Origin of the sequence: Kitasatospora sp. NPDC059722 (genome assembly GCF_042733235.1) — a bacterium.
Lineage (GTDB): Bacteria > Actinomycetota > Actinomycetes > Streptomycetales > Streptomycetaceae > Kitasatospora.
Genome location: NZ_JBHWGD010000020.1, coordinates 77,897 through 95,533 on the forward strand (window position 1 = coordinate 77,897; position 17,637 = coordinate 95,533).

Below are 17,637 nucleotides of genomic sequence, written 5' to 3' on the forward strand. Positions count from 1 at the left end.
GCCGCCGGGGGGGCGCGCCGGGGCCCCCCCCCCGCCCCGGCGGGCGGGGGGGGGCGCCCCCCCCCGGGCGGGCCCCCCCCCCCCCCGGGGCGGGGGGGGGCCCCCCCCCCCCCCCTGCCGGTGCGGCGGAACCTACTGGTTCTGGTTCTCGCCCCGGTAGAACTCGAAGACCCAGCCGAACAGACCGATCAGGATGATCGGGATCGACCAGAACAGCAGCCACCAGCCGAAGATCACGCCCATGAAGGCCAGCGAGCCGCCGATGGCCAGCGAGAGCGGCTGCCAGCTGTGCGGGGCGAAGAAGCCCAGCTCACCGGCGTCGTCCGCGACCTCGGCCTCGGGGTTGTCACCCGCGCCGCTGTCCACCCGGCGGGCGGTGAAGGCGAGGTAGTACCCGATGAAGGCGCACAGCGCGAAGGCCAGGAACAGCGCCGTCGTGCCGGCGGCCTCGACGCCGTGGTCCGAGTGGGTCGTCCACAGGCCGTAGGTGATCGCCATCGCCAGGACGAAGACCGCCAGGCCGAGGAAGATCTTTCCCTGTTCCTTCATCAGGCGTCGCCGTCCTTCTTGCCCTTGCCCAGCTGCGGGGCGTCGTACTTCGCCGGGGTCACGCCGGCGAGGTGCTTGGCCTCCTCACCGTGGTTCTCCAGGTAGTCCAGCGCGGCGATCTCCGGGTGGTGGAGGTCGAAGGCCGGGGATTCGGAGCGGATCCGCGGGAGGGTGAGGAAGTTGTGCCGCGGCGGCGGGCAGGAGGTCGCCCACTCCAGCGAACGGCCGTAGCCCCACGGGTCGTCGACCTCGACCTTCTCGCCGTACTTGGCCGTCTTCCAGACGTTGTACAGGAACGGCAGGATCGACATGCCGAGCACGAACGAGCCGATGGTCGAGACGGTGTTCAGCGTGGTGAAGCCGTCCGAGGCCAGGTAGTCGGCGTAGCGGCGGGGCATGCCCTCCGCGCCGAGCCAGTGCTGCACCAGGAAGGTCGTGTGGAAGCCGAAGAACAGCGTCCAGAAGGTGATCTTGCCGAGGCGCTCGTCCAGCATCTTGCCGGTCATCTTCGGCCACCAGAAGTGGAAGCCGGCGAACATCGCGAAGACGACGGTGCCGAAGACCACGTAGTGGAAGTGGGCGACGACGAAGTACGAGTCCGAGACGTGGAAGTCGATCGGCGGGGAGGCCAGCAGGACACCGGTCAGACCGCCGAAGAGGAAGGTGACCAGGAAGCCGACCGTCCAGAGCATCGGGGTCTCGAAGCTCAGCGAGCCCTTCCACATGGTGCCGACCCAGTTGAAGAACTTCACACCGGTCGGGACCGCGATCAGGAAGGTCATGAAGGAGAAGAACGGCAGCAGCACCTGTCCGGTGACGTACATGTGGTGCGCCCACACCGTCACGGACAGACCGGCGATCGCGATGGTGGCCGCGATCAGGCCGGAGTAGCCGAACATCGGCTTGCGGCTGAAGACCGGGATGATCTCCGACACGATGCCGAAGAACGGCAGCGCGATGATGTACACCTCGGGGTGACCGAAGAACCAGAACAGGTGCTGCCAGAGCAGCGCACCGCCGTTGGTCGGGTCGAAGACGTGCGCACCGAACTTGCGGTCCGCCTCCAGGGCGAACAGCGCGGCGGCCAGCACCGGGAAGGCCAGCAGGACCAGCACCGCGGTCAGCAGGACGTTCCACACGAAGATCGACATGCGGAACATCGTCATGCCCGGAGCGCGCATGCAGATGATCGTGGTGATGAAGTTGACCGCACCGAGGATCGTGCCGAAGCCGGAGAAGGCCAGACCCATGATCCACATGTCGCCGCCGACACCCGGCGAGTGCACGGCGTCCGACAGCGGCGAGTAGGCGAACCAGCCGAAGCTCGCGGCGCCGTTCGGGGTGAGGAAGCCGGCGACCGCGATGGTCGAGCCGAACAGGTACAGCCAGTACGCGAACATGTTCAGACGCGGGAAGGCCACGTCCGGTGCGCCGATCTGGAGCGGCATGATCCAGTTCGCGAAGCCCGCGAACAGCGGGGTCGCGAACATCAGCAGCATGATCGTGCCGTGCATCGTGAACGCCTGGTTGAACTGCTCGTTCGACAGGATCTGGGTCCCGGGACGAGCCAGCTCGGCACGCATGACCAGGGCGAGGATGCCACCGATCAGGAAGAAGGCGAACGACGTGCCCAGGTACAGGGTGCCGATCGTCTTGTGGTCAGTGGTCGTGAGCCACTTGATGATGGTCGCACCCGGCTTGCGGGTCCGCTGCGCCCCGACCGTGACGGCCTCGGCGCCCCCGCCGGCCGCGGCGGGCTCGTTGAGGATGGTCACTTCTCTTCACTTCCCATGGAGATGACGCCCGAGGGCACCGCGCCGGCCTGGCCCTTGGCCCGGAGGTCAGCCAGGTGCTTGTCGTAGTCGGCTCGGTCGACGACCTTGACGTTGAACAGCATGCGCGAGTGGTCGGTGCCGCAGAGCTCGGCACACTTGCCCCTGTACTCGCCCTTGACGGTCGGCGTGACCTCGAACTTGTTCACCACGCCCGGCACGACGTCCATCTTCATCATGAAGTTGACGGGCCAGAAGTCGTGGATGACGTCACGCGAGGTGAGACGGAACTGGACCGTCTCGTTGACCGGCAGCCACAGCGTGGGCGCGTCCTTGGGGGTGCCCACCTCGTACGCGGCGTCCTTGTTGGCCGGGTCGGGGTTCTCGGTGTTCTCGTAGTTGAACGCCCAGCTCCACTGGAAACCGACCACGTTGACGTAGTGCTGCGGCTTCGCGGAGACGGCGGTCAGCTTGTTCTCGTCGCGGGCGACGAAGTAGAAGAGCACCGAGACGATGATGATGGGGACCGCGGTGTAGAGCGCCTCGATGGGCACGTTGTACCGGGTCTGCGGGGGGATCTCCACGCCGGTGCGGCTGCGCCGGTGGAAGATCACGCTCCAGATGATCAGACCCCACATCAGTACGCCGACCACCAGCGCCGCGATCCAGGAGCCCTGCCACATCTGAAGGACCATGGGTCCTTCCTTGGTGACGGGGCTCGGGAGGCCAAGCCTGGGGAGGTCGTTGGCCGAGCAGCCGGTGGCGGTCGCGATGACGAGGCCCAGTGCCAGCGCCTGAGGCAGCTTCCGCCGCATCGTGCGCCGCGGCGAGCGGTCGGAGCCGTTGGGACTCACGTAGCGCCTTCCCGAAGTCTCGCCCGCCTTCGCGTCGCCCCGAGGAGGACTGCCCTCCCCGGCGACCCGTCCACGGGCACGGTTTGAATGCTTATGCGGGCCAAACCCTACTCCAGCCTTATGCGCTCCTGACGGGCAGCCCCCGGTAACGCGCCGCCCGGTCGCCCGATCAGGCCCGGCAGGGGCTGCGCCGCAGGTCACCGCAGGCATTCGAGGTCCGTACCCCCGATCGGGGGATGACCTCCCGCAACGTGGGTGACGGTCCGTCGGACGCGGACGAAGCGGACATTCGGGATGATCGACTGACGGGCGGTGAGCACCTGCGCCGGGCTCCGGAGCGGCCCGGCGTGTCGTTAAATGTGACCGTGTACTTCGACGTGGCTTCGACGGCGCCGCTCCACCCCGTCGCGCGGCAGGCCCTGACCGCCGCGCTGGACGAGGGGTGGGCCGATCCGGCGCGACTGTACCGGTCCGGACGGCAGGCCCGGATGCTGCTGGACGCCTCCCGCGAGACGGTCGCCGAGGTGCTCGGCGCCCGGCCCGACGAGATCTCCTTCACCGCGAGCGGCACGCAGGCCGTCCAGCTCGGCATGCTGGGCGCGCTGGCCGGGAACCGGCGGCGCGGCGGGCACCTGGTGCACTCGGCGGTGGAGCACTCCAGCGTGCTGCACGTCGCCGAGAAGCACGAGGCGGCCGGCGGATCCGTCTCGGTGGCGCCGGTGGACCGGGCCGGCCGGGTCGCCGCGGACGGCTTCGCCGGGCTGCTCCGGGAGGACACCGCGCTGGCCGCGCTGCAGAGCGCCAACCACGAGGTGGGGACGGTCCAGCCGGTCGAGGAGGTCGCCGGGCTCTGCCGCGAGGCCGGGGTCCCGCTGCTGGTCGACGCCGCCCAGAGCGCCGGCCGGGTCGGCGTGCCCGCCGGGTGGTCGCTGCTGGCCGCGAGCGCGCACAAGTGGGGCGGGCCGCCCGGGGTCGGGGTGCTGGCGGTGCGCAAGGGCGTCCGGTACGCCTCGCCGCTGCCGGCCGACGAGCGCGAGGGCGGCCGGGTGCCCGGCTTCGTCAACGTCCCGGCGATCGTGGCGGCCGCCGCCTCGCTGCGGGCCGTGCGGGCCGAGGCCGAGCGGGAGAACGCCCGGCTGCACGCGCTGGTGGAGCGGATCCGGGGCCGGGTGCCGCAGCTGGTGCCCGAGGTCGAGGTGGTCGGCGACCCGGTGCGGCGGCTGCCGCACATCGTCACCTTCTCCTGCCTGTACGTGGACGGCGAGGTGCTGCTGACCGAGCTGGACCGGGCCGGATTCGCCGTCTCCTCCGGCTCGTCGTGCACCTCGTCCACGCTGACGCCCAGCCACGTACTGGCCGCGATGGGGGTGCTCACCGAGGGGAACGTCCGGGTCTCGCTGCCGTACGGGACGGCCGAGGCGGACGTCGAGCGGTTCCTGACCGTCCTGCCGGAGCTGGTGGCCGGCGTCCGGGCGCCGCTCGGGCTGGACCTGCCGGCGCCGGAGCCCGCCATGGGGACACCGCCCCGAGCCGAAGGGCGGGCCGGCGCCGAGAGCGAAGGAGCGGGGGAGCGAGGAGCGTCGGCACCGGGCACCCGGAGGGCGCGCCCGGAGGCGAGCGGGCGAGTCACAGTGATCGACGCGCTCGGCAAGCGCTGCCCGCTGCCGGTGATCGAGCTGGCCAAGCGGATCGGCGAGGTGCCGGTGGGCGACACGGTCGCCGTGCTGGCGGACGACGAGGCGGCCCGCCTCGACATCCCGGCCTGGTGCGGGATGCGCGGCCAGGAGTACGCGGGCGAGGCCCCGGCCGCCGACTACGGCGGCGACCGGGGCTCGGCCTACCTGGTGCGGCGGACTACTTGACCAGGTGCGAGCGGACGTCCGCGGCGGCGTCGGCGCCGTAGGCGTTCTCGAAGCGCTTCAGGAAGGCGGCCGGGCGCAGCTCGTACTCCTGGGTGCCGACGGTCTCGATCACCAGGGTGGCGAGCATGCAGCCGAGCTGGGCGGCGCGCTCCAGCTCCAGGTCCCAGGAGAGGCCGGTGAGGAAGCCGGCCCGGAAGGCGTCGCCGACGCCGGTCGGGTCGGCCTTGGTCTCCTCGGGGGCGCAGCCGACCAGGATGGCGGGCTCGCCCTTGCGCTCGATGCGCACGCCCTTGCTGCCGAGGGTGGTGATCCGGGTGCCGACCCGGCCGAGGATCTCGTCGGCGTCCCAGCCGGTCTTGCTCTCGATCAGCGCGGCCTCGTACTCGTTGGTGAACAGGTACGCGGCGCCGTCGACGATCTCGCGGATGTCGTCGCCCTCCAGGCGGGCCAGCTGCTGGGAGGGGTCGGCCGCGAAGGCGTAGCCGCGGGTGCGGCACTCCTGGGTGTGGCGGACCATCGCCTGCGGGTCGTCCGCGCCGATCAGGACGAGGTCCAGGCCGCCGACGCGGTCCGCGATCGGCTTCAGCTCGATGCTGCGGGCCTCGGCCATGGCGCCGGTGTAGAACGAGGCGATCTGGTTGTGGTCCTCGTCGGTGGTGCACATGAACCGGGCGGTGTGGCGGGTCTCGGAGATGTGGACGGACCGGCAGTCCACGTTGTTGCGCTCCAGCCAGCTGCGGTACTCGGCGAAGTCCGCCCCGGCCGCGCCGACGAGGATGGGGTTCAGCCCGAGCACGCCCATGCCGAACGCGATGTTCGGGGCGACGCCCCCGCGGCGGATGTCCAGGGTGTCGACCAGGAAGGACAGCGACACGGTGTGGAGCTGCTCGGCGACCAGCTGGTCGGCGAACCGGCCGGGGAACGTCATCAGGTGGTCGGTAGCGATCGAGCCGGCGACGGCGATGCGCACGGGAGGTCTCCTCAGGATGGCGGCAGGGCCATGGGCGAGCGGGGTTGTTAACCCGTTCACGGTACCGGGCGGGCGCCACGAGGTCCCACGAGTGCCGGAAATGGCACCGGCTGCGGGCGAACGTGTACTACCTCCGAGTAGCACTGGTGGGCGGGAAGAACGTGGTCCTAGGTTGGCCGCAGGGGCGCGCCGGACCGGCCGGCCCCGGTGACCGCGGCAGTGCGGCCGCGGCACGACCCGGATCGGAGCGGTGCCCGATGATGCCCAGCCCTTCCTCGCTCCCCGTGCTGCGCGGCGACGCGGACGGCGAGACGCTCGACGCCCTGGTGGACTCCTCCCGGCGGCTGCGCCGGTTCTGGCCACTGCTGGCGGCCGGCCCCCAGCCGAGCGCCCCCTCGCTCGCCGGCTTCCGGGTGCCGTCCGGCGCCCAGCGGCTGGTCGCGGGGATGGCCGAGTACGGCAACTGAGGCTTCCTGGGGCCCGGACGGAACCGGATCCGTCCGGGCCACGTCACATCCGCGCGGAGCGGCCCCGGAGGCGGCACCGCTGAGCCCTCGGGAGGATGTGCACATGGAGCAGGAGAGGATGCCGCGCGGTCGGCGGGCGGTGGCGCTGGCGGGTCTGGTGCTGGCGGCGGCGGTGACGGTGGCCGGGTGCAACGGGGACGGCAAGTCGTCCTCGGAGGCGGCGGCCACGGCGACGGCCGCGGCGACGGCGACGGGCTCCCCGGTGGCGCCGGTGCCGTCCGACGGCGCGTCGGCCGGCGCGTCCGCGGGCGCGCCCACCGCAGGCGCCTCCGGCGGGTCGGCCTCGTCGGCCACGGCTCCGCCACCGGCCGGGACGACCCCGGGCTCGGTGCCGCCGGCCCCGGCGCAGCCGACGGGGGCCACTCCCCCGGGACCCGGCATCGCGGTCGGCGAGCCGAACCCGAACGGGCCGTCGCCGGCGGCGCGTCCGGCGGTCACCTACCGGGTGGACGGCAGCAACAAGCTGACCGTGTACTTCTACGGCGGGGTGTGCCAGCAGTACGCGCTGAAGGCGGACGAGTCGCACCCGGGCCAGGTGGACGTCAAGGTCGTCGTGGCGGCGCCGGTGAAGTCCGGGCAGGTGTGCAGCGAGCTGGCCAAGCGGCAGACGGTGACGGCCGACCTGCGCGCGCCGCTGGCGGGGCGGACGGTGAACGACCTGTCCACCGGCAACGCGCTCCCGCTGGAGGCGGACCCGCACATGGGCCCGGACCCGGTCTCGCCGGACGGCGCCGCGAAGTAACGGGAGAAGTAGCCGGACGCGGGCACGACGAAGGCGGCCCCGGGGTGCTCCCCGGGGCCGCCTTCGTCAGTCGTTCGAGCGCTGGGCCGCCGGGGCCTAGCTGAACGAGTCGCCGCAGGCGCAGGAGCCCGTGGCGTTCGGGTTGTCGATCGTGAAGCCCTGCTTCTCGATGGTGTCGACGAAGTCGACGGTGGCGCCGCCCAGGTACGGGGCGCTCATCCGGTCGGTGACGACCTTCACACCGCCGAAGTCCTTGACGACGTCGCCGTCGAGCGAGCGCTCGTCGAAGAACAGCTGGTAACGCAGGCCGGAGCAGCCACCGGGCTGGACGGCGACACGCAGCGCGAGGTCGTCGCGGCCTTCCTGCTCCAGCAGGGCCTTGACCTTGCCCGCGGCGGCATCGGTGAGGAGGATGCCACTCTCTACGGTGGTCTCGTCCTGGACGGTCATCTGCTTTCTCCCGGTCTTTGAGAACGGTCTGCCGCCAGTGCCAACCAAAGGCCGTCCGGATTCATTTCCCTGACGGCTGTGGTTTTGCGGCCTCTCGGCGGCGGATTTTCCGTGGGCCGGGTGTGCCACCCGCGTCCCCTACGGTTCCCATGCTCGCACAACCCGGATGGAGCGGGCACCGCCCGAGCCCCCGATCCGGGCGAAGCGGCCTCGCGGCGGCGCCGCGGACGCCAGGATGGTGAGCATGATCCTGCGCCAGGTCAGGGACACCGCCGCCGACGCGGAGGCCGTCCAGGAGATCGCCCTCGCCTCGTCCGCCGCCTCCGGGCCCAGCACCCCGGGCGCGGCACCGACGCCGGTCCAGTCGGCGCGCACCAGACACCTGGCCCGCACGGATCCGTCGGGCTGCTGGCTCGCCGAGAGCGCCGGGGAGGCGGTCGGCGTGGTGCTGTCGATGCGCCGGGAGGGGCTGTGGATGCCGTCCCTGTTCGCCGTCCGGCCGCACGCGCAGGGCAAGGGCGTCGGGCGGCTGCTGCTGGAGCGGGCGGCGGCCCACGGGCGCGGGTGCCTGCGCGGGATGGTGTGCGTGCCGCAGTCCGCGGCGGCGGCCCGCCGCTACCGGCTGGCCGGGTTCACGCTGCACCCGGCGATGCGGCTGGACGGCCGGGTGGACCGGGCCGGCCTGGTCGACCCCGGGGACATCCCGGTGCACCGCGGCAACGCGACCCACCTGCACCTGCTGGACTCGGTGGACCGGCGCCTGCGCGGCTCGGCGCACGGGCCGGACCACGAGCTGATGCTCGGCCACTTCGAGGAGCTGCTGATCGCCGACGCGCTGGCCGGCAGCGGCTACTGCTACCGCGACGGCGGCGAGGTGAAGCTGCTGGCCGCCACCTCCAAGCGGATCGCCGCCCGGCTGCTGCGCGAGGCGCTGGCCCGGGTGCCGGAGGGGGTGCGGGCGCGGGTGGACTTCCTCACCGCCGAGCAGGAGTGGGCGCTGGACGTCGGCCTGGAGGTGGGGCTCAGCCCGGAGCCCGGGGGCTACGTCGGCCTGCACGGGATGCGGCCGCCGGCGCCGTACCTGCCGAACGGGGCCTTCCTGTAGCGGCCTTCCCGTGGGCGCGCCGCGGCCCCGCCGGAGGTGCTCCGGCGGGGCCGCGGTGAGGTGTGCGGGGCTCAGGCCATGGTGTCCAGGATCTCCCGGACCATCTCCATCGTGGTGCCCGGGTGCAGGAAGGCGAAGCGGGCGACCGTCTCGCCGTCCCAGCCGGTGGGGGTGACGAAGCCGATCTGGTCCGCGAGCAGCTGCTGCGACCAGCGGTAGTAGTCGTCGTTGGTCCAGCCCGTGCGTTTGAAGCAGACCGCGGAGAGCTGCGGGTCGAACAGCAGCTCCAGGTGCTCGGTGTCGCGGATCAGCCGGGCGGTGTCCTGCGCCAGCTTGAGGCCGGTCTCGATGGCGTCGGTGTACGCCTGGGTGCCGTGCACGGCGAGCGAGAACCAGAGCGGCAGGCCGCGGGCGCGCCGGGTCAGGTGGTAGGCGTAGTCGGTGGGGTTCCACTCGTCGCCCTCGGTGTGCAGGACGTCGAGGTAGGAGGCGTCCTGGGTGTGGACGGCCCGGGCGAGCTGCGGGTTGCGGTAGATCAGCGCGGCGCAGTCGAACGGGGCGAACAGCCACTTGTGCGGGTCCACCACGAAGGAGTCGGCGTGCTCGATGCCGTTGTAGCGGGCCCGGACCGAGGGGGCGAACAGGCCCGCGCCGCCGTAGGCGCCGTCCACGTGGAACCACATGTCGCGCTCGCGGGCGACCTCGGCGAGGCCCTGGAGGTCGTCGACGATGCCCTCGTTGGTGGTGCCGGCGGTGCCGACGACCGCGATCACCGTCTCGGGGTTCGGGTCGGCGGCCAGGGCCGCGCGCAGCGCCTCGCCGGTGAACCGCCGGTCGACGGTCGGGACCTTGAAGGCCTCGACGCCGATGATGTTGAAGGTGTTCTTGACCGAGGAGTGCACCTGGTCGGCGACGGCTATGCGCAGGCGTGCCTCCGGCCCGACGCCCAGCTTGCGGCGCGCGGTGTCGCGGGCCACGACCAGGGCGGACAGGTTGCCCGCCGAGCCGCCGGAGACGAAGCAGCCGCCGGCCGTCTCGGGCAGGCCCGCGCGGTCGGCGATCAGCCGCAGCACCTGGTTCTCGGCGGCGATCGCGCCGGCCGCCTCCAGCCAGGAGATGCCCTGGAGGGAGGCGCAGGAGACGACCATGTCGAACAGCAGCGCGGCCTTGGTGGGGGCGCACGGGATGAAGGACAGGTAGCGCGGGCTGTCGGCGGAGATGACGGCGCGGGACAGCTCGTGGTCGTAGAGCTTGAGCACGTCGGCCGGGCTGTTGCCCTCGGGGTTCAGCAGGCCGGCCAGCTGGGCGCGCAGGTGCTCGCCGTCGCCGGGGTGGTCGAGCGGGACGGGGTCGTACTGCAGCCGCTCCCGCATGTAGTCGAATACCAGGTCGACCAGGTCGTTGTCGGGCCGGTGCATGCGGTCGGGTGCTGCGGACACGGCTGTCCCTCTCGGCTGTGGGGTCGGGGGATCCGGCCGGGCGGGGAGCGTTCACCGCGCTGACCGGACGTGATCAGCGTAGGCAGCGAAGGGGGTGGGCCGCGCGTCGGAACGCGGCTGGTCAGGCAGGTTTCGAGCGTCTTCGGGCCGGTCCGCGCAGGATTCCTGCGTACGCCCCGGAGAGGGCCGTCCGGGTCAGCCGATCAGCTGGGACAGGACGACGGAGGAGCGGCTGCGCTGGACCCCGGGCTCGCGGCGGATGCGCTCGATGACGGCCTCCAGGTGGCGCATGTCGGCGGCGCGCAGGTGGACCAGGGCGTCCGGGTCGCCGGTGACCGTCCAGGCGGCGACCACCTCGGGGAACTGGCGCAGGCTCGCGAGGATCTCCTCGGGGGCGGTCCGCTCGCGGCAGTACACCTCGACGAAGGCCTCGGTCTGCCAGCCGAGCACGGCCGGGTCGAGCACCACGGTGAAGCCGCGGACCACCCCGCGCGCCCGCAGCCGGTCGATCCGGCGGCGGACGGCGGTGGCGGAGAGGTTCACCTGGAGGCCGATCTCGGCGTAGGAGGCACGGCCGTCGCTGCCGAGCCGGGCGAGGAGCAGCCGGTCGGTCTCGTCCAGGTCCGCCCCGGTCACCTCGTGCGCTCGGCTGCTGCTCATCGGTGCGGGGCTCCACGGGTCGTGCGGGGATCGGCGGACGGGACGGCAGTGGCCGGTCTGCCGAAACGGTTCGGCATCCATTCTGGCGGATGACATGAGCGAGTTCACCGCTGACAGATGACCGGGAGGCGTACACCAGGGCGCCACTCGTGGTTCAGGTCACCGGCAGCACGATCTTCTCGCGAGTGCGGCCCCCGGCGCTCGGCGCACACCCGGAGCCGCCCGGATACCGATTCGGCCACGCCAGGAAGCATCCGATCCGGCAAGCGGTTCTCGTCACATCGACAGGATGGCCATCGTCACTCTGACGCTAACCGGTTATCATAGATAGTGTCAGATAGACGAAAAGGCTTCACCGCTTGATCGGCCGCACAGAAGGGCACCCGCCCGTGACCACCACCATCACCGAGACCTACGGCGTCGACCCCACTCCGACGCCGCTCGCTCTGCTGCTGCTCGGCCGGGAGGCCGACCCGAACAGCGAGCGCGGCGTCGAGTGCCCCGGTGACCTCCCCCCGGCCTCCGACCCGAACCTCGTCGAGCGCGCCCGGGCGGCCAAGGCCGCGCTGGGCGAGCGCGTCTTCATCCTCGGGCACCACTACCAGCGCGACGAGGTGATCGAGTTCGCCGACGTCACCGGCGACTCGTTCAAGCTCGCCCGGGACGCGGCGGCCCGCCCGGAGGCCGAGTTCATCGTCTTCTGCGGCGTGCACTTCATGGCCGAGTCCGCGGACATCCTCACCGGCGACGACCAGAAGGTCGTCCTGCCCGACCTCGCGGCCGGCTGCTCGATGGCCGACATGGCCACCGCCGAGCAGGTCGCCGAGTGCTGGGACGTGCTGACCGACGCCGGCATAGCCGACGTGACCGTCCCGGTCTCGTACATGAACTCCTCCGCCGACATCAAGGCCTTCACCGGCAAGCACGGCGGCACCATCTGCACCTCCTCCAACGCCAAGCGCGCCCTGGAGTGGGCCTTCGAGCAGGGGCAGAAGGTCCTGTTCCTGCCCGACCAGCACCTCGGCCGCAACACCGCGGTGCGCGACATGGGCTTCTCGCTGGACGACTGCGTCCTGTACAACCCCCACAAGCCGAACGGCGGCCTGACCGCCGAGCAGCTGCGCGACGCCAAGATGATCCTCTGGCGCGGCCACTGCTCGGTGCACGGCCGGTTCAGCCTGGACTCGGTGAACGACGTCCGCGAGCGCATCCCCGGCGTCACCGTCCTGGTGCACCCGGAGTGCAAGCACGAGGTCGTCGCCGCCGCGGACATGGTCGGCTCGACGGAGTACATCATCAAGGCGCTCGACGCCGCCGAGCCCGGCTCCAAGTGGGCCATCGGCACCGAGCTGAACCTCGTCCGCCGCCTCGCCAAGGCGCACCCGGACAAGGAGATCGTCTTCCTGGACCGCGCGGTCTGCTTCTGCTCCACCATGAACCGGATCGACCTGCCGCACCTCGTCTGGGCGCTGGAGTCGCTGGTCGAGGGCCGGGTGCCGAACGTGATCACCGTCGACCCGGAGACCGAGCGGTACGCCAAGGCGGCGCTGGACCGGATGCTCGCCCTGCCGTAACACTCGCCCTGCCGCAACAGCGGCGGACGCACGAAGGGCGGGCCCCCTCCGAGTGGAGGGGGCCCGCCCTTTCGTCTGGCGCCGAGCGGTGCGGAAGGCTACTCCGGGTACCCGGGGATGACGCCCTCGTCATCGGCCATCAGCAGCGCGCGGACCTCGTCGATCGTCGCCTCCGCGGCCGGCAGGATCAGCTCGGACGGCTCCAGCGAGTCGTCCGGCAGCCTGGTGCCGTACTGCTTCACGGCGTCCAGCAGCTTGCCGTACGCCGAGCGGAAGAGCTCCTCGTCGCCCGAGTCGACCGCGGTGACGAGCTCCGCGTCGAGCTCGTTGAGCAGGTTGAGGTGGGCCTCGCCGACCTCGTACTGCCCCTCACCCATGACCCTCATGATCATGCCGTGCGTCTCCCTGGTTCGTGGGTGGAGCTCAGCTCACTTGTTGTAGTTGATGCGCGGGGTGTCCTGCGGCGCATCGTGCGGCTGCTGCTGCGGCTTGCCCTGCTCGATCGCGGCCGGGCCGGCAGCCGGACCGCCCGACAGCTCGGCCTTCATGCGGGCCAGCTCCAGCTCGACGTCCGAACCGCCGGCGACGCGCTCCAGCTCCGCCTCGATGTCGTCCTTGCGGCCGAGACCGCTCGCGTCGTCGAGCGCGCCGGAGGCCAGCAGCTCGTCGATCGCGCCGGCCCGCGCCTGCATCTGCGCGGTCTTGTCCTCGGCGCGCTGGATCGCCAGGCCGACGTCGCCCATCTCCTCCGAGATCCCGGAGAAGGACTCGGCGATGCGGGTCTGCGCCTGGGCCGCGGTGTAGGTGGCCTTGATGGTCTCCTTCTTGGTGCGGAAGGCGTCCACCTTGGCCTGCAGCCGCTGGGAGGCGAGCGTGAGCTTCTCCTCCTCGGCCTGGAGCGCCTGGTACTGCGCCTCCAGGTCGTTGATCTGGGACTGCATGTTGGCCTTGCGGGTCAGCGCCTCGCGCGCGAGGTCCTCGCGGCCGAGCGACAGCGCCTTGCGGCCCTGGTCCTCGTACTTCGCGGACTGCTGCTGGAGCTGGGTCAGCTGGAGTTCCAGGCGCTTGCGCGAGGTCGCGACGTCCGCGACGCCACGCCGTACCTTCTGCAGCAGTTCGAGCTGCTTCTGGTAGGAGTAGTCGAGCGTCTCACGGGGATCCTCCGCCCGGTCCAAGGCCTTGTTCGCCTTGGAGCGGAAGATCAACCCCATACGCTTCATGATTCCGTCGCTCATGGGCCTCGGGTGCCCCCTTCTCCGGCCTGCGGTCTCTATCTCGTTACCAGACACGACGAGTGTATGTGCAGCGAGCCCGTCGCCGCAGTGCACCTGCCTGCAACAAGACTGCTACAGCGCTGGGTGCCTCTTCCTCATCCCCCGGGTGGATCCCATTCTCATCCCCCCAATCCTCCACCCGACTGATCCCCTACGGGAAGGGGCCGGAAAACCCCGGGTGGGTTCCCACCTCGCGGATCGATACGCGTTTGCGTCCGAGGCCGCCCCGAGAAGCGCCGCCGCACCCCGTACGCTGGTGGTGTGTTCCGACGCCGTTCAGATGATGCCGCTGCCTCCACCGTGCTGGAGAAGCAGGACGAGACGACCCAGGCCCGCGACCCGCAGGCCAAGAAGGGCCGGCCCACTCCCAAGCGCAGTGAGGCCGAGGCCAACCGGCGTACCCGGGTGGTCGTGCCCAAGGACCGCAAGGAGGCCGCCAAGCAGGCCCGCGACCGGATGCGGGTCGAGCGCGAGAAGCAGCGCCAGGCGCTCATGGACGGTGACGAGCGCCACCTGCCCGCGCGCGACAAGGGCGCGGTGCGCAAGTTCGCCCGCGACTACGTGGACGCCCGCTGGTCGCTGGCCGAGTTCTTCCTCCCCGCGGCCGTGCTCATCCTGGTCCTCAGCATCGTCAAGGTGCCGGCCCTGCAGCTGCTGTCCACCCTGCTGTTCCTGCTGTTCTTCGTGCTGGTCGCGCTGGACTTCGTCCGCCTCGGCCTCGGCCTGCGCAAGCAGCTCGGCGAGCGCTTCGCGGGCCAGAACACCCGCGGAACGGTCGCCTACGGCCTGATGCGCATCCTGCAGATGCGCCGGCTGCGGCTGCCCAAGCCGCAGGTCCGTCGCGGGGAGCGGCCCTGACCGCCGAACCGGTGGACTCCGGCTGGGCCCCGCCGTCCTGGGAGGGGCCCGGCCTCTACGCGCTGCCGGGGCAGGGCGACGGCGGGCACGACCGGCTCGGCCAGGAGCGCGCGGGCCAGGAGCGGGCCGGCCAGGAGCGCCGGCTGCCCTCCCGCAGCGGCTCCTTCGCCGGCGGCACCGCCGCGTGGCTGGACCGGCTCGGCGGACTGCGCAACTTCGTGCGCCAGGAGCTCGTCAGCCGACAGCTCGCCGACCAGCTGGCCGGCCGCACCGCGCAGCGCGTCCTCGACATCGGCTGCGGCCAGGGCACCCAGGCGCTGCGCCTGGCCCGGGCCGGCCACTACGTCACCGGCATCGACTCCGACCCGGTCGCGCTCGGCGTCGCCCAGGGGGCGCTCGCCGAGGAGGCGCCCGAGGTCCGCGGGCGGATCCAGCTGCTCAGCGGCGACGGCCACCAGTGCGGGCGCTGGTTCGGCCCGCGCAGCTTCGACGTCGTGCTCTGCCACGGCGTCCTGATGTACCTGCCCGACCCGGACCCGATGATCGCCTCGCTGGCCCGGCTGCTCGCGCCCGGCGGACTGCTCTCGCTGCTCGTCCGCAACCGCGACGCGCTCGCCCTGCGGCCCGCCGCCGCCGGGGACTGGCGGGCCGCCCTGCACGCGTTCGAGAGCGACCGCTACTACAACCGGCTCGGACTGGCCGCCCGCGCCGACCGGCTCGCCGACCTGTCCGTCACGCTCTCCGAGGTCTCGGTGCCGCTCAAGCACTGGTACGGCGTGCGGGTCTTCACCGACAACGCCCCCGACGACGCGGCCCCGCCGGTGGACGGGCGCCAGCTGGCCCAGCTGCTGGAGGCCGAGGACCGCGCCGGGCGCACCGACCCCTACCGGCAGGTGGCCGCGCTGCTGCACGTCATCGGGGCCAAGTAGCGCCCCCTGACGGGCGGTTGCGCCGGTCAGTCCTCGTGCAGGCTCATCGAGTAGACGACCCGGTCGTCGTCCAGCAGGACGGCGTTGTCGACACCGTCCTCGGCGAGCTGCTTCCAGGTCTCGCCGATCCAGGTCTCGGCGTCGCCCTGGCCGGCGAACTCCTCGTGCCCGACGCCCGGCGCCACCTCGGTGCCGTCCGCCTTCTCGTACCGCCACGTCCAGACCATGCCCGGCTCCTCCCGCCGACGACCCTGCCAGTGTGCTGCGCACCTTAGCCTGCCCGGCACGATCTTCCGTATGCCCGGTCCGGCAGGATGGGAACCATGGCGACCCACCCCGAACCCTCCCGCACGCTCCTCCTCGGCGGTGCGCGCTCCGGCAAGTCCACCAAGGCCGAACTGCTCCTCGCCGACCGGGCGGACGTCCTGTACGTCGCCACCGGCGGCACCCGGGACGGCGACGCCGAGTGGGCCCAGCGGGTCGCCCTGCACCGCGAGCGGCGCCCGGCGAGCTGGCGCACCGCCGAGACCTGCGACCTGGAGGCGGTCCTCGCGGACACCGCCGATCCGGCCCCGGTGCTCGTCGACTGCCTTGCGCTGTGGCTGACTTCGGTGATGGACGAGTGCGGCGCCTGGGACGACGCGGCCTGGGCCGGCGGCGCCGAGGCCGCCGTGCAGCGGCGGTGCGACGCCCTCGCACGGGCCTGGGCGGCGACCGGGCGGCACGTCGTCGCCGTGAGCAACGAGGTCGGCATGGGCGTCGTCCCGGCGACCGCGGCCGGCCGCCGCTTCCGCGACACCCTGGGACGGCTCAACATGGCCGTGGCGGACGCCTCGCAGCGTGTGCTGCTGGTCGTGGCCGGGCAGGTTCTGACGGTCAAGCCAGCCGCAGCGTGAACACCTGCGGCGTGTAGCCTCTCGGACGATGGACACGACCGTGGATCTCGATACGTTCTCCTCGCTCGTCGAGCGCCCCGACGAGAGCGCCCGGCGGGCCGCCGACGAACGCTGGCAGGCGGCCGACCGGCCGCGCGGCGGGCTCGGCAAGCTGGAGGAGCTGGGCAGCTGGCTGTCGTCCGTGCAGGGGCGCTCCCCGGTGCGGCCGGTCTCGGCGCCCAAGGTGCTGCTGTTCGCCGCCGACCACGGCGTGGCCGCGCTCGGGGTGTCCCGGCTGCCCGCCGCGGGCGGCACCGCGGCCCGGGTGCGGGCCGTGCTCGACGGCACCGCGCCGGTCGCCCGGCTGGCCTCCCGGTACGGCGCCGACGTGCGGATCGTCGACGTCGCGGTGGACACCGACCCGGCGGACTTCCCGGACGAGGTGGTCGGCCACCGGATCCGGCGCGGCTCCGGGCGGATCGACATCGAGGACGCCCTCACGCCCGAGGAGACCGTCCGGGCCTTCCGGGCCGGCATGGCCGTCGCCGACGAGGAGGCCGACGCCGGGACGGACCTGGTGCTCCTCGGTGACCTCGGGGTCGGCTCGACGACCGTCGCCGGGGTGCTGATCGGCGCCCTGTGCGGGACGGACGCCGCCGCGGTGACCGGGCGCGGCTCGGGCATCGACGACCGCGTGTGGATGGTCAAGTGCGCGACCATCCGGGACTCGCTGCGGCGGGCCCGGCCGGTCCTCGGCGACCAGCTGGCGCTGCTCGGCGCCACCGGCGGCGCGGACTTCGCGGCCATCACCGGCTTCCTGCTCCAGGCCGCCGTGCGCAAGCTGCCGGTCGTGCTGGACGGGGTCGTCTCGGCGGCCTGCGCGCTGGTCGCGCAGCGGATCGCGTTCCGGGCGCCGGAGTGGTGGCGCGCCGGGCAGTCCAGCGGGGAGCCGGCCCAGGCCAAGGCGTACGACCGCCTGACGCTGACGCCGATGCAGGAGCAGGGGATCACGATGGGCGAGGGCGTCGGCGCGCTGCTGGCGCTGCCGCTGCTCCAGGCCGCCGGGGACGCGCTCGCGGACGAGGCGCCGCGCGCGTACGTGCCGGCGGCGCCCAAGGAGCAGCCGAGGCTGCCGTCGGCGGCGGACCTGCTGCGGCGGCTGTAGGCGCGCACCGGTACGGACAACCGGCGGACGGC

The 17,637-nt window shown here is 72.3% G+C and carries 19 protein-coding genes; 9 read left to right on the top strand and 10 right to left on the bottom strand.

Annotated features, from left to right (window positions below):
• Positions 1 to 132: 132 nt before the first annotated feature.
• Genes ACFV4F_RS15955 through coxB form a run of 3 tightly spaced genes read right to left on the bottom strand, consistent with a single transcriptional unit; the run spans position 133 to position 3,175 of the window.
• Entirely contained in the window at positions 133 to 549 is a 417-nt protein-coding gene (locus ACFV4F_RS15955) for a cytochrome c oxidase subunit 4 (RefSeq protein WP_380437677.1), read from the bottom strand.
• The gene (gene ctaD / locus ACFV4F_RS15960; RefSeq protein WP_380437675.1) at positions 549 to 2,324 is read right to left on the bottom strand and encodes a cytochrome c oxidase subunit I; all 1,776 of its coding nucleotides are present in this window, start codon (positions 2,322 to 2,324) and stop codon (positions 549 to 551) included. The genes ACFV4F_RS15955 and ctaD overlap by 1 nt, the downstream gene beginning before the upstream one ends.
• Positions 2,321 to 3,175, bottom strand: coding sequence for a cytochrome c oxidase subunit II (gene coxB, locus ACFV4F_RS15965; protein WP_380437673.1), 855 nt, complete (start codon positions 3,173 to 3,175; stop codon positions 2,321 to 2,323). The genes ctaD and coxB overlap by 4 nt, the downstream gene beginning before the upstream one ends.
• Positions 3,176 to 3,411: 236 nt before the next feature.
• On the opposite strand from coxB, the gene ACFV4F_RS15970 reads away from it, so the two are divergent.
• A complete protein-coding gene (locus tag ACFV4F_RS15970; RefSeq protein ID WP_380502917.1) occupies positions 3,412 to 5,037 on the top strand; it encodes a cysteine desulfurase/sulfurtransferase TusA family protein in 1,626 nt (541 codons plus the stop codon).
• Here ACFV4F_RS15970 and ACFV4F_RS15975 read toward each other — a convergent pair.
• A complete protein-coding gene (locus ACFV4F_RS15975; protein WP_380437669.1) occupies positions 5,030 to 6,007 on the bottom strand; it encodes a carbohydrate kinase family protein in 978 nt (325 codons plus the stop codon). The two genes, ACFV4F_RS15970 and ACFV4F_RS15975, sit on opposite strands and share 8 nt — an antisense overlap.
• Positions 6,008 to 6,264: 257 nt before the next feature.
• Here ACFV4F_RS15975 and ACFV4F_RS15980 point away from each other — a divergent pair, with 257 nt between their 5' ends.
• A complete protein-coding gene (locus ACFV4F_RS15980; RefSeq protein ID WP_380437667.1) occupies positions 6,265 to 6,474 on the top strand; it encodes a hypothetical protein in 210 nt (69 codons plus the stop codon).
• Positions 6,475 to 6,577: 103 nt separating this feature from the next.
• Positions 6,578 to 7,276, top strand: a complete 699-nt coding sequence (locus ACFV4F_RS15985; protein WP_380502920.1) for a hypothetical protein — start codon at positions 6,578 to 6,580, stop codon at positions 7,274 to 7,276.
• Positions 7,277 to 7,372: 96 nt separating this feature from the next.
• On the opposite strand, the gene ACFV4F_RS15990 is transcribed toward ACFV4F_RS15985, so the two are convergent.
• Positions 7,373 to 7,726 carry a HesB/IscA family protein gene (locus tag ACFV4F_RS15990; RefSeq protein WP_380437663.1) on the bottom strand — a complete coding sequence of 118 codons (354 nt, stop codon included), beginning with the start codon at positions 7,724 to 7,726 and terminating at the stop codon, positions 7,373 to 7,375.
• Positions 7,727 to 7,970: 244 nt separating this feature from the next.
• Between ACFV4F_RS15990 and ACFV4F_RS15995 the strand changes: the two genes are divergently transcribed.
• On the top strand, positions 7,971 to 8,831 hold the full coding sequence (locus ACFV4F_RS15995; RefSeq protein ID WP_380502923.1) for a GNAT family N-acetyltransferase: 861 nt from the start codon (positions 7,971 to 7,973) through the stop codon (positions 8,829 to 8,831).
• Positions 8,832 to 8,902: 71 nt separating this feature from the next.
• Here the strand turns inward: ACFV4F_RS15995 and ACFV4F_RS16000 are convergent, their stop codons facing one another.
• Together ACFV4F_RS16000 and ACFV4F_RS16005 are read right to left on the bottom strand one after the other, a co-directional pair.
• Positions 8,903 to 10,270 carry a pyridoxal phosphate-dependent decarboxylase family protein gene (locus ACFV4F_RS16000; protein ID WP_380437659.1) on the bottom strand — a complete coding sequence of 456 codons (1,368 nt, stop codon included), beginning with the start codon at positions 10,268 to 10,270 and terminating at the stop codon, positions 8,903 to 8,905.
• 195 nt (positions 10,271 to 10,465) lie between these two features.
• Positions 10,466 to 10,930 (bottom strand): Lrp/AsnC family transcriptional regulator, encoded by a 465-nt coding sequence (locus ACFV4F_RS16005; RefSeq protein WP_359967830.1) that lies wholly within the window; start codon positions 10,928 to 10,930, stop codon positions 10,466 to 10,468.
• A gap of 389 nt (positions 10,931 to 11,319) precedes the next feature.
• On the opposite strand from ACFV4F_RS16005, the gene nadA reads away from it, so the two are divergent.
• Complete coding sequence (gene nadA / locus ACFV4F_RS16010; RefSeq protein ID WP_380437657.1) at positions 11,320 to 12,504, top strand: quinolinate synthase NadA; 1,185 nt, start codon at positions 11,320 to 11,322, stop codon at positions 12,502 to 12,504.
• 98 nt (positions 12,505 to 12,602) lie between these two features.
• Here the strand turns inward: nadA and ACFV4F_RS16015 are convergent, their stop codons facing one another.
• Together ACFV4F_RS16015 and ACFV4F_RS16020 are read right to left on the bottom strand one after the other, a co-directional pair.
• The gene (locus tag ACFV4F_RS16015) at positions 12,603 to 12,896 is read right to left on the bottom strand and encodes a hypothetical protein (protein ID WP_380502926.1); all 294 of its coding nucleotides are present in this window, start codon (positions 12,894 to 12,896) and stop codon (positions 12,603 to 12,605) included.
• Between the two features lie 36 nt (positions 12,897 to 12,932).
• On the bottom strand, positions 12,933 to 13,739 hold the full coding sequence (locus ACFV4F_RS16020; RefSeq protein WP_380437655.1) for a PspA/IM30 family protein: 807 nt from the start codon (positions 13,737 to 13,739) through the stop codon (positions 12,933 to 12,935).
• A 300-nt stretch (positions 13,740 to 14,039) separates the two neighbouring features.
• Between ACFV4F_RS16020 and ACFV4F_RS16025 the strand changes: the two genes are divergently transcribed.
• Both ACFV4F_RS16025 and ACFV4F_RS16030 read left to right on the top strand, forming a co-directional pair.
• Positions 14,040 to 14,636, top strand: a complete 597-nt coding sequence (locus tag ACFV4F_RS16025) for a DUF3043 domain-containing protein (RefSeq protein WP_380437654.1) — start codon at positions 14,040 to 14,042, stop codon at positions 14,634 to 14,636.
• Positions 14,637 to 14,854: 218 nt separating this feature from the next.
• Entirely contained in the window at positions 14,855 to 15,565 is a 711-nt protein-coding gene (locus ACFV4F_RS16030) for a class I SAM-dependent methyltransferase (RefSeq protein ID WP_380437764.1), read from the top strand.
• A gap of 26 nt (positions 15,566 to 15,591) precedes the next feature.
• On the opposite strand, the gene ACFV4F_RS16035 is transcribed toward ACFV4F_RS16030, so the two are convergent.
• Positions 15,592 to 15,792 (bottom strand): hypothetical protein, encoded by a 201-nt coding sequence (locus ACFV4F_RS16035; protein WP_359967816.1) that lies wholly within the window; start codon positions 15,790 to 15,792, stop codon positions 15,592 to 15,594.
• Positions 15,793 to 15,888: 96 nt separating this feature from the next.
• Between ACFV4F_RS16035 and cobU the strand changes: the two genes are divergently transcribed.
• Together cobU and ACFV4F_RS16045 are read left to right on the top strand one after the other, a co-directional pair.
• Positions 15,889 to 16,461 (top strand): bifunctional adenosylcobinamide kinase/adenosylcobinamide-phosphate guanylyltransferase, encoded by a 573-nt coding sequence (cobU, locus tag ACFV4F_RS16040; RefSeq protein WP_380437652.1) that lies wholly within the window; start codon positions 15,889 to 15,891, stop codon positions 16,459 to 16,461.
• A gap of 28 nt (positions 16,462 to 16,489) precedes the next feature.
• Positions 16,490 to 17,605, top strand: coding sequence for a nicotinate-nucleotide--dimethylbenzimidazole phosphoribosyltransferase (locus tag ACFV4F_RS16045; RefSeq protein WP_380437650.1), 1,116 nt, complete (start codon positions 16,490 to 16,492; stop codon positions 17,603 to 17,605).
• Positions 17,606 to 17,637 lie beyond the last annotated feature (32 nt).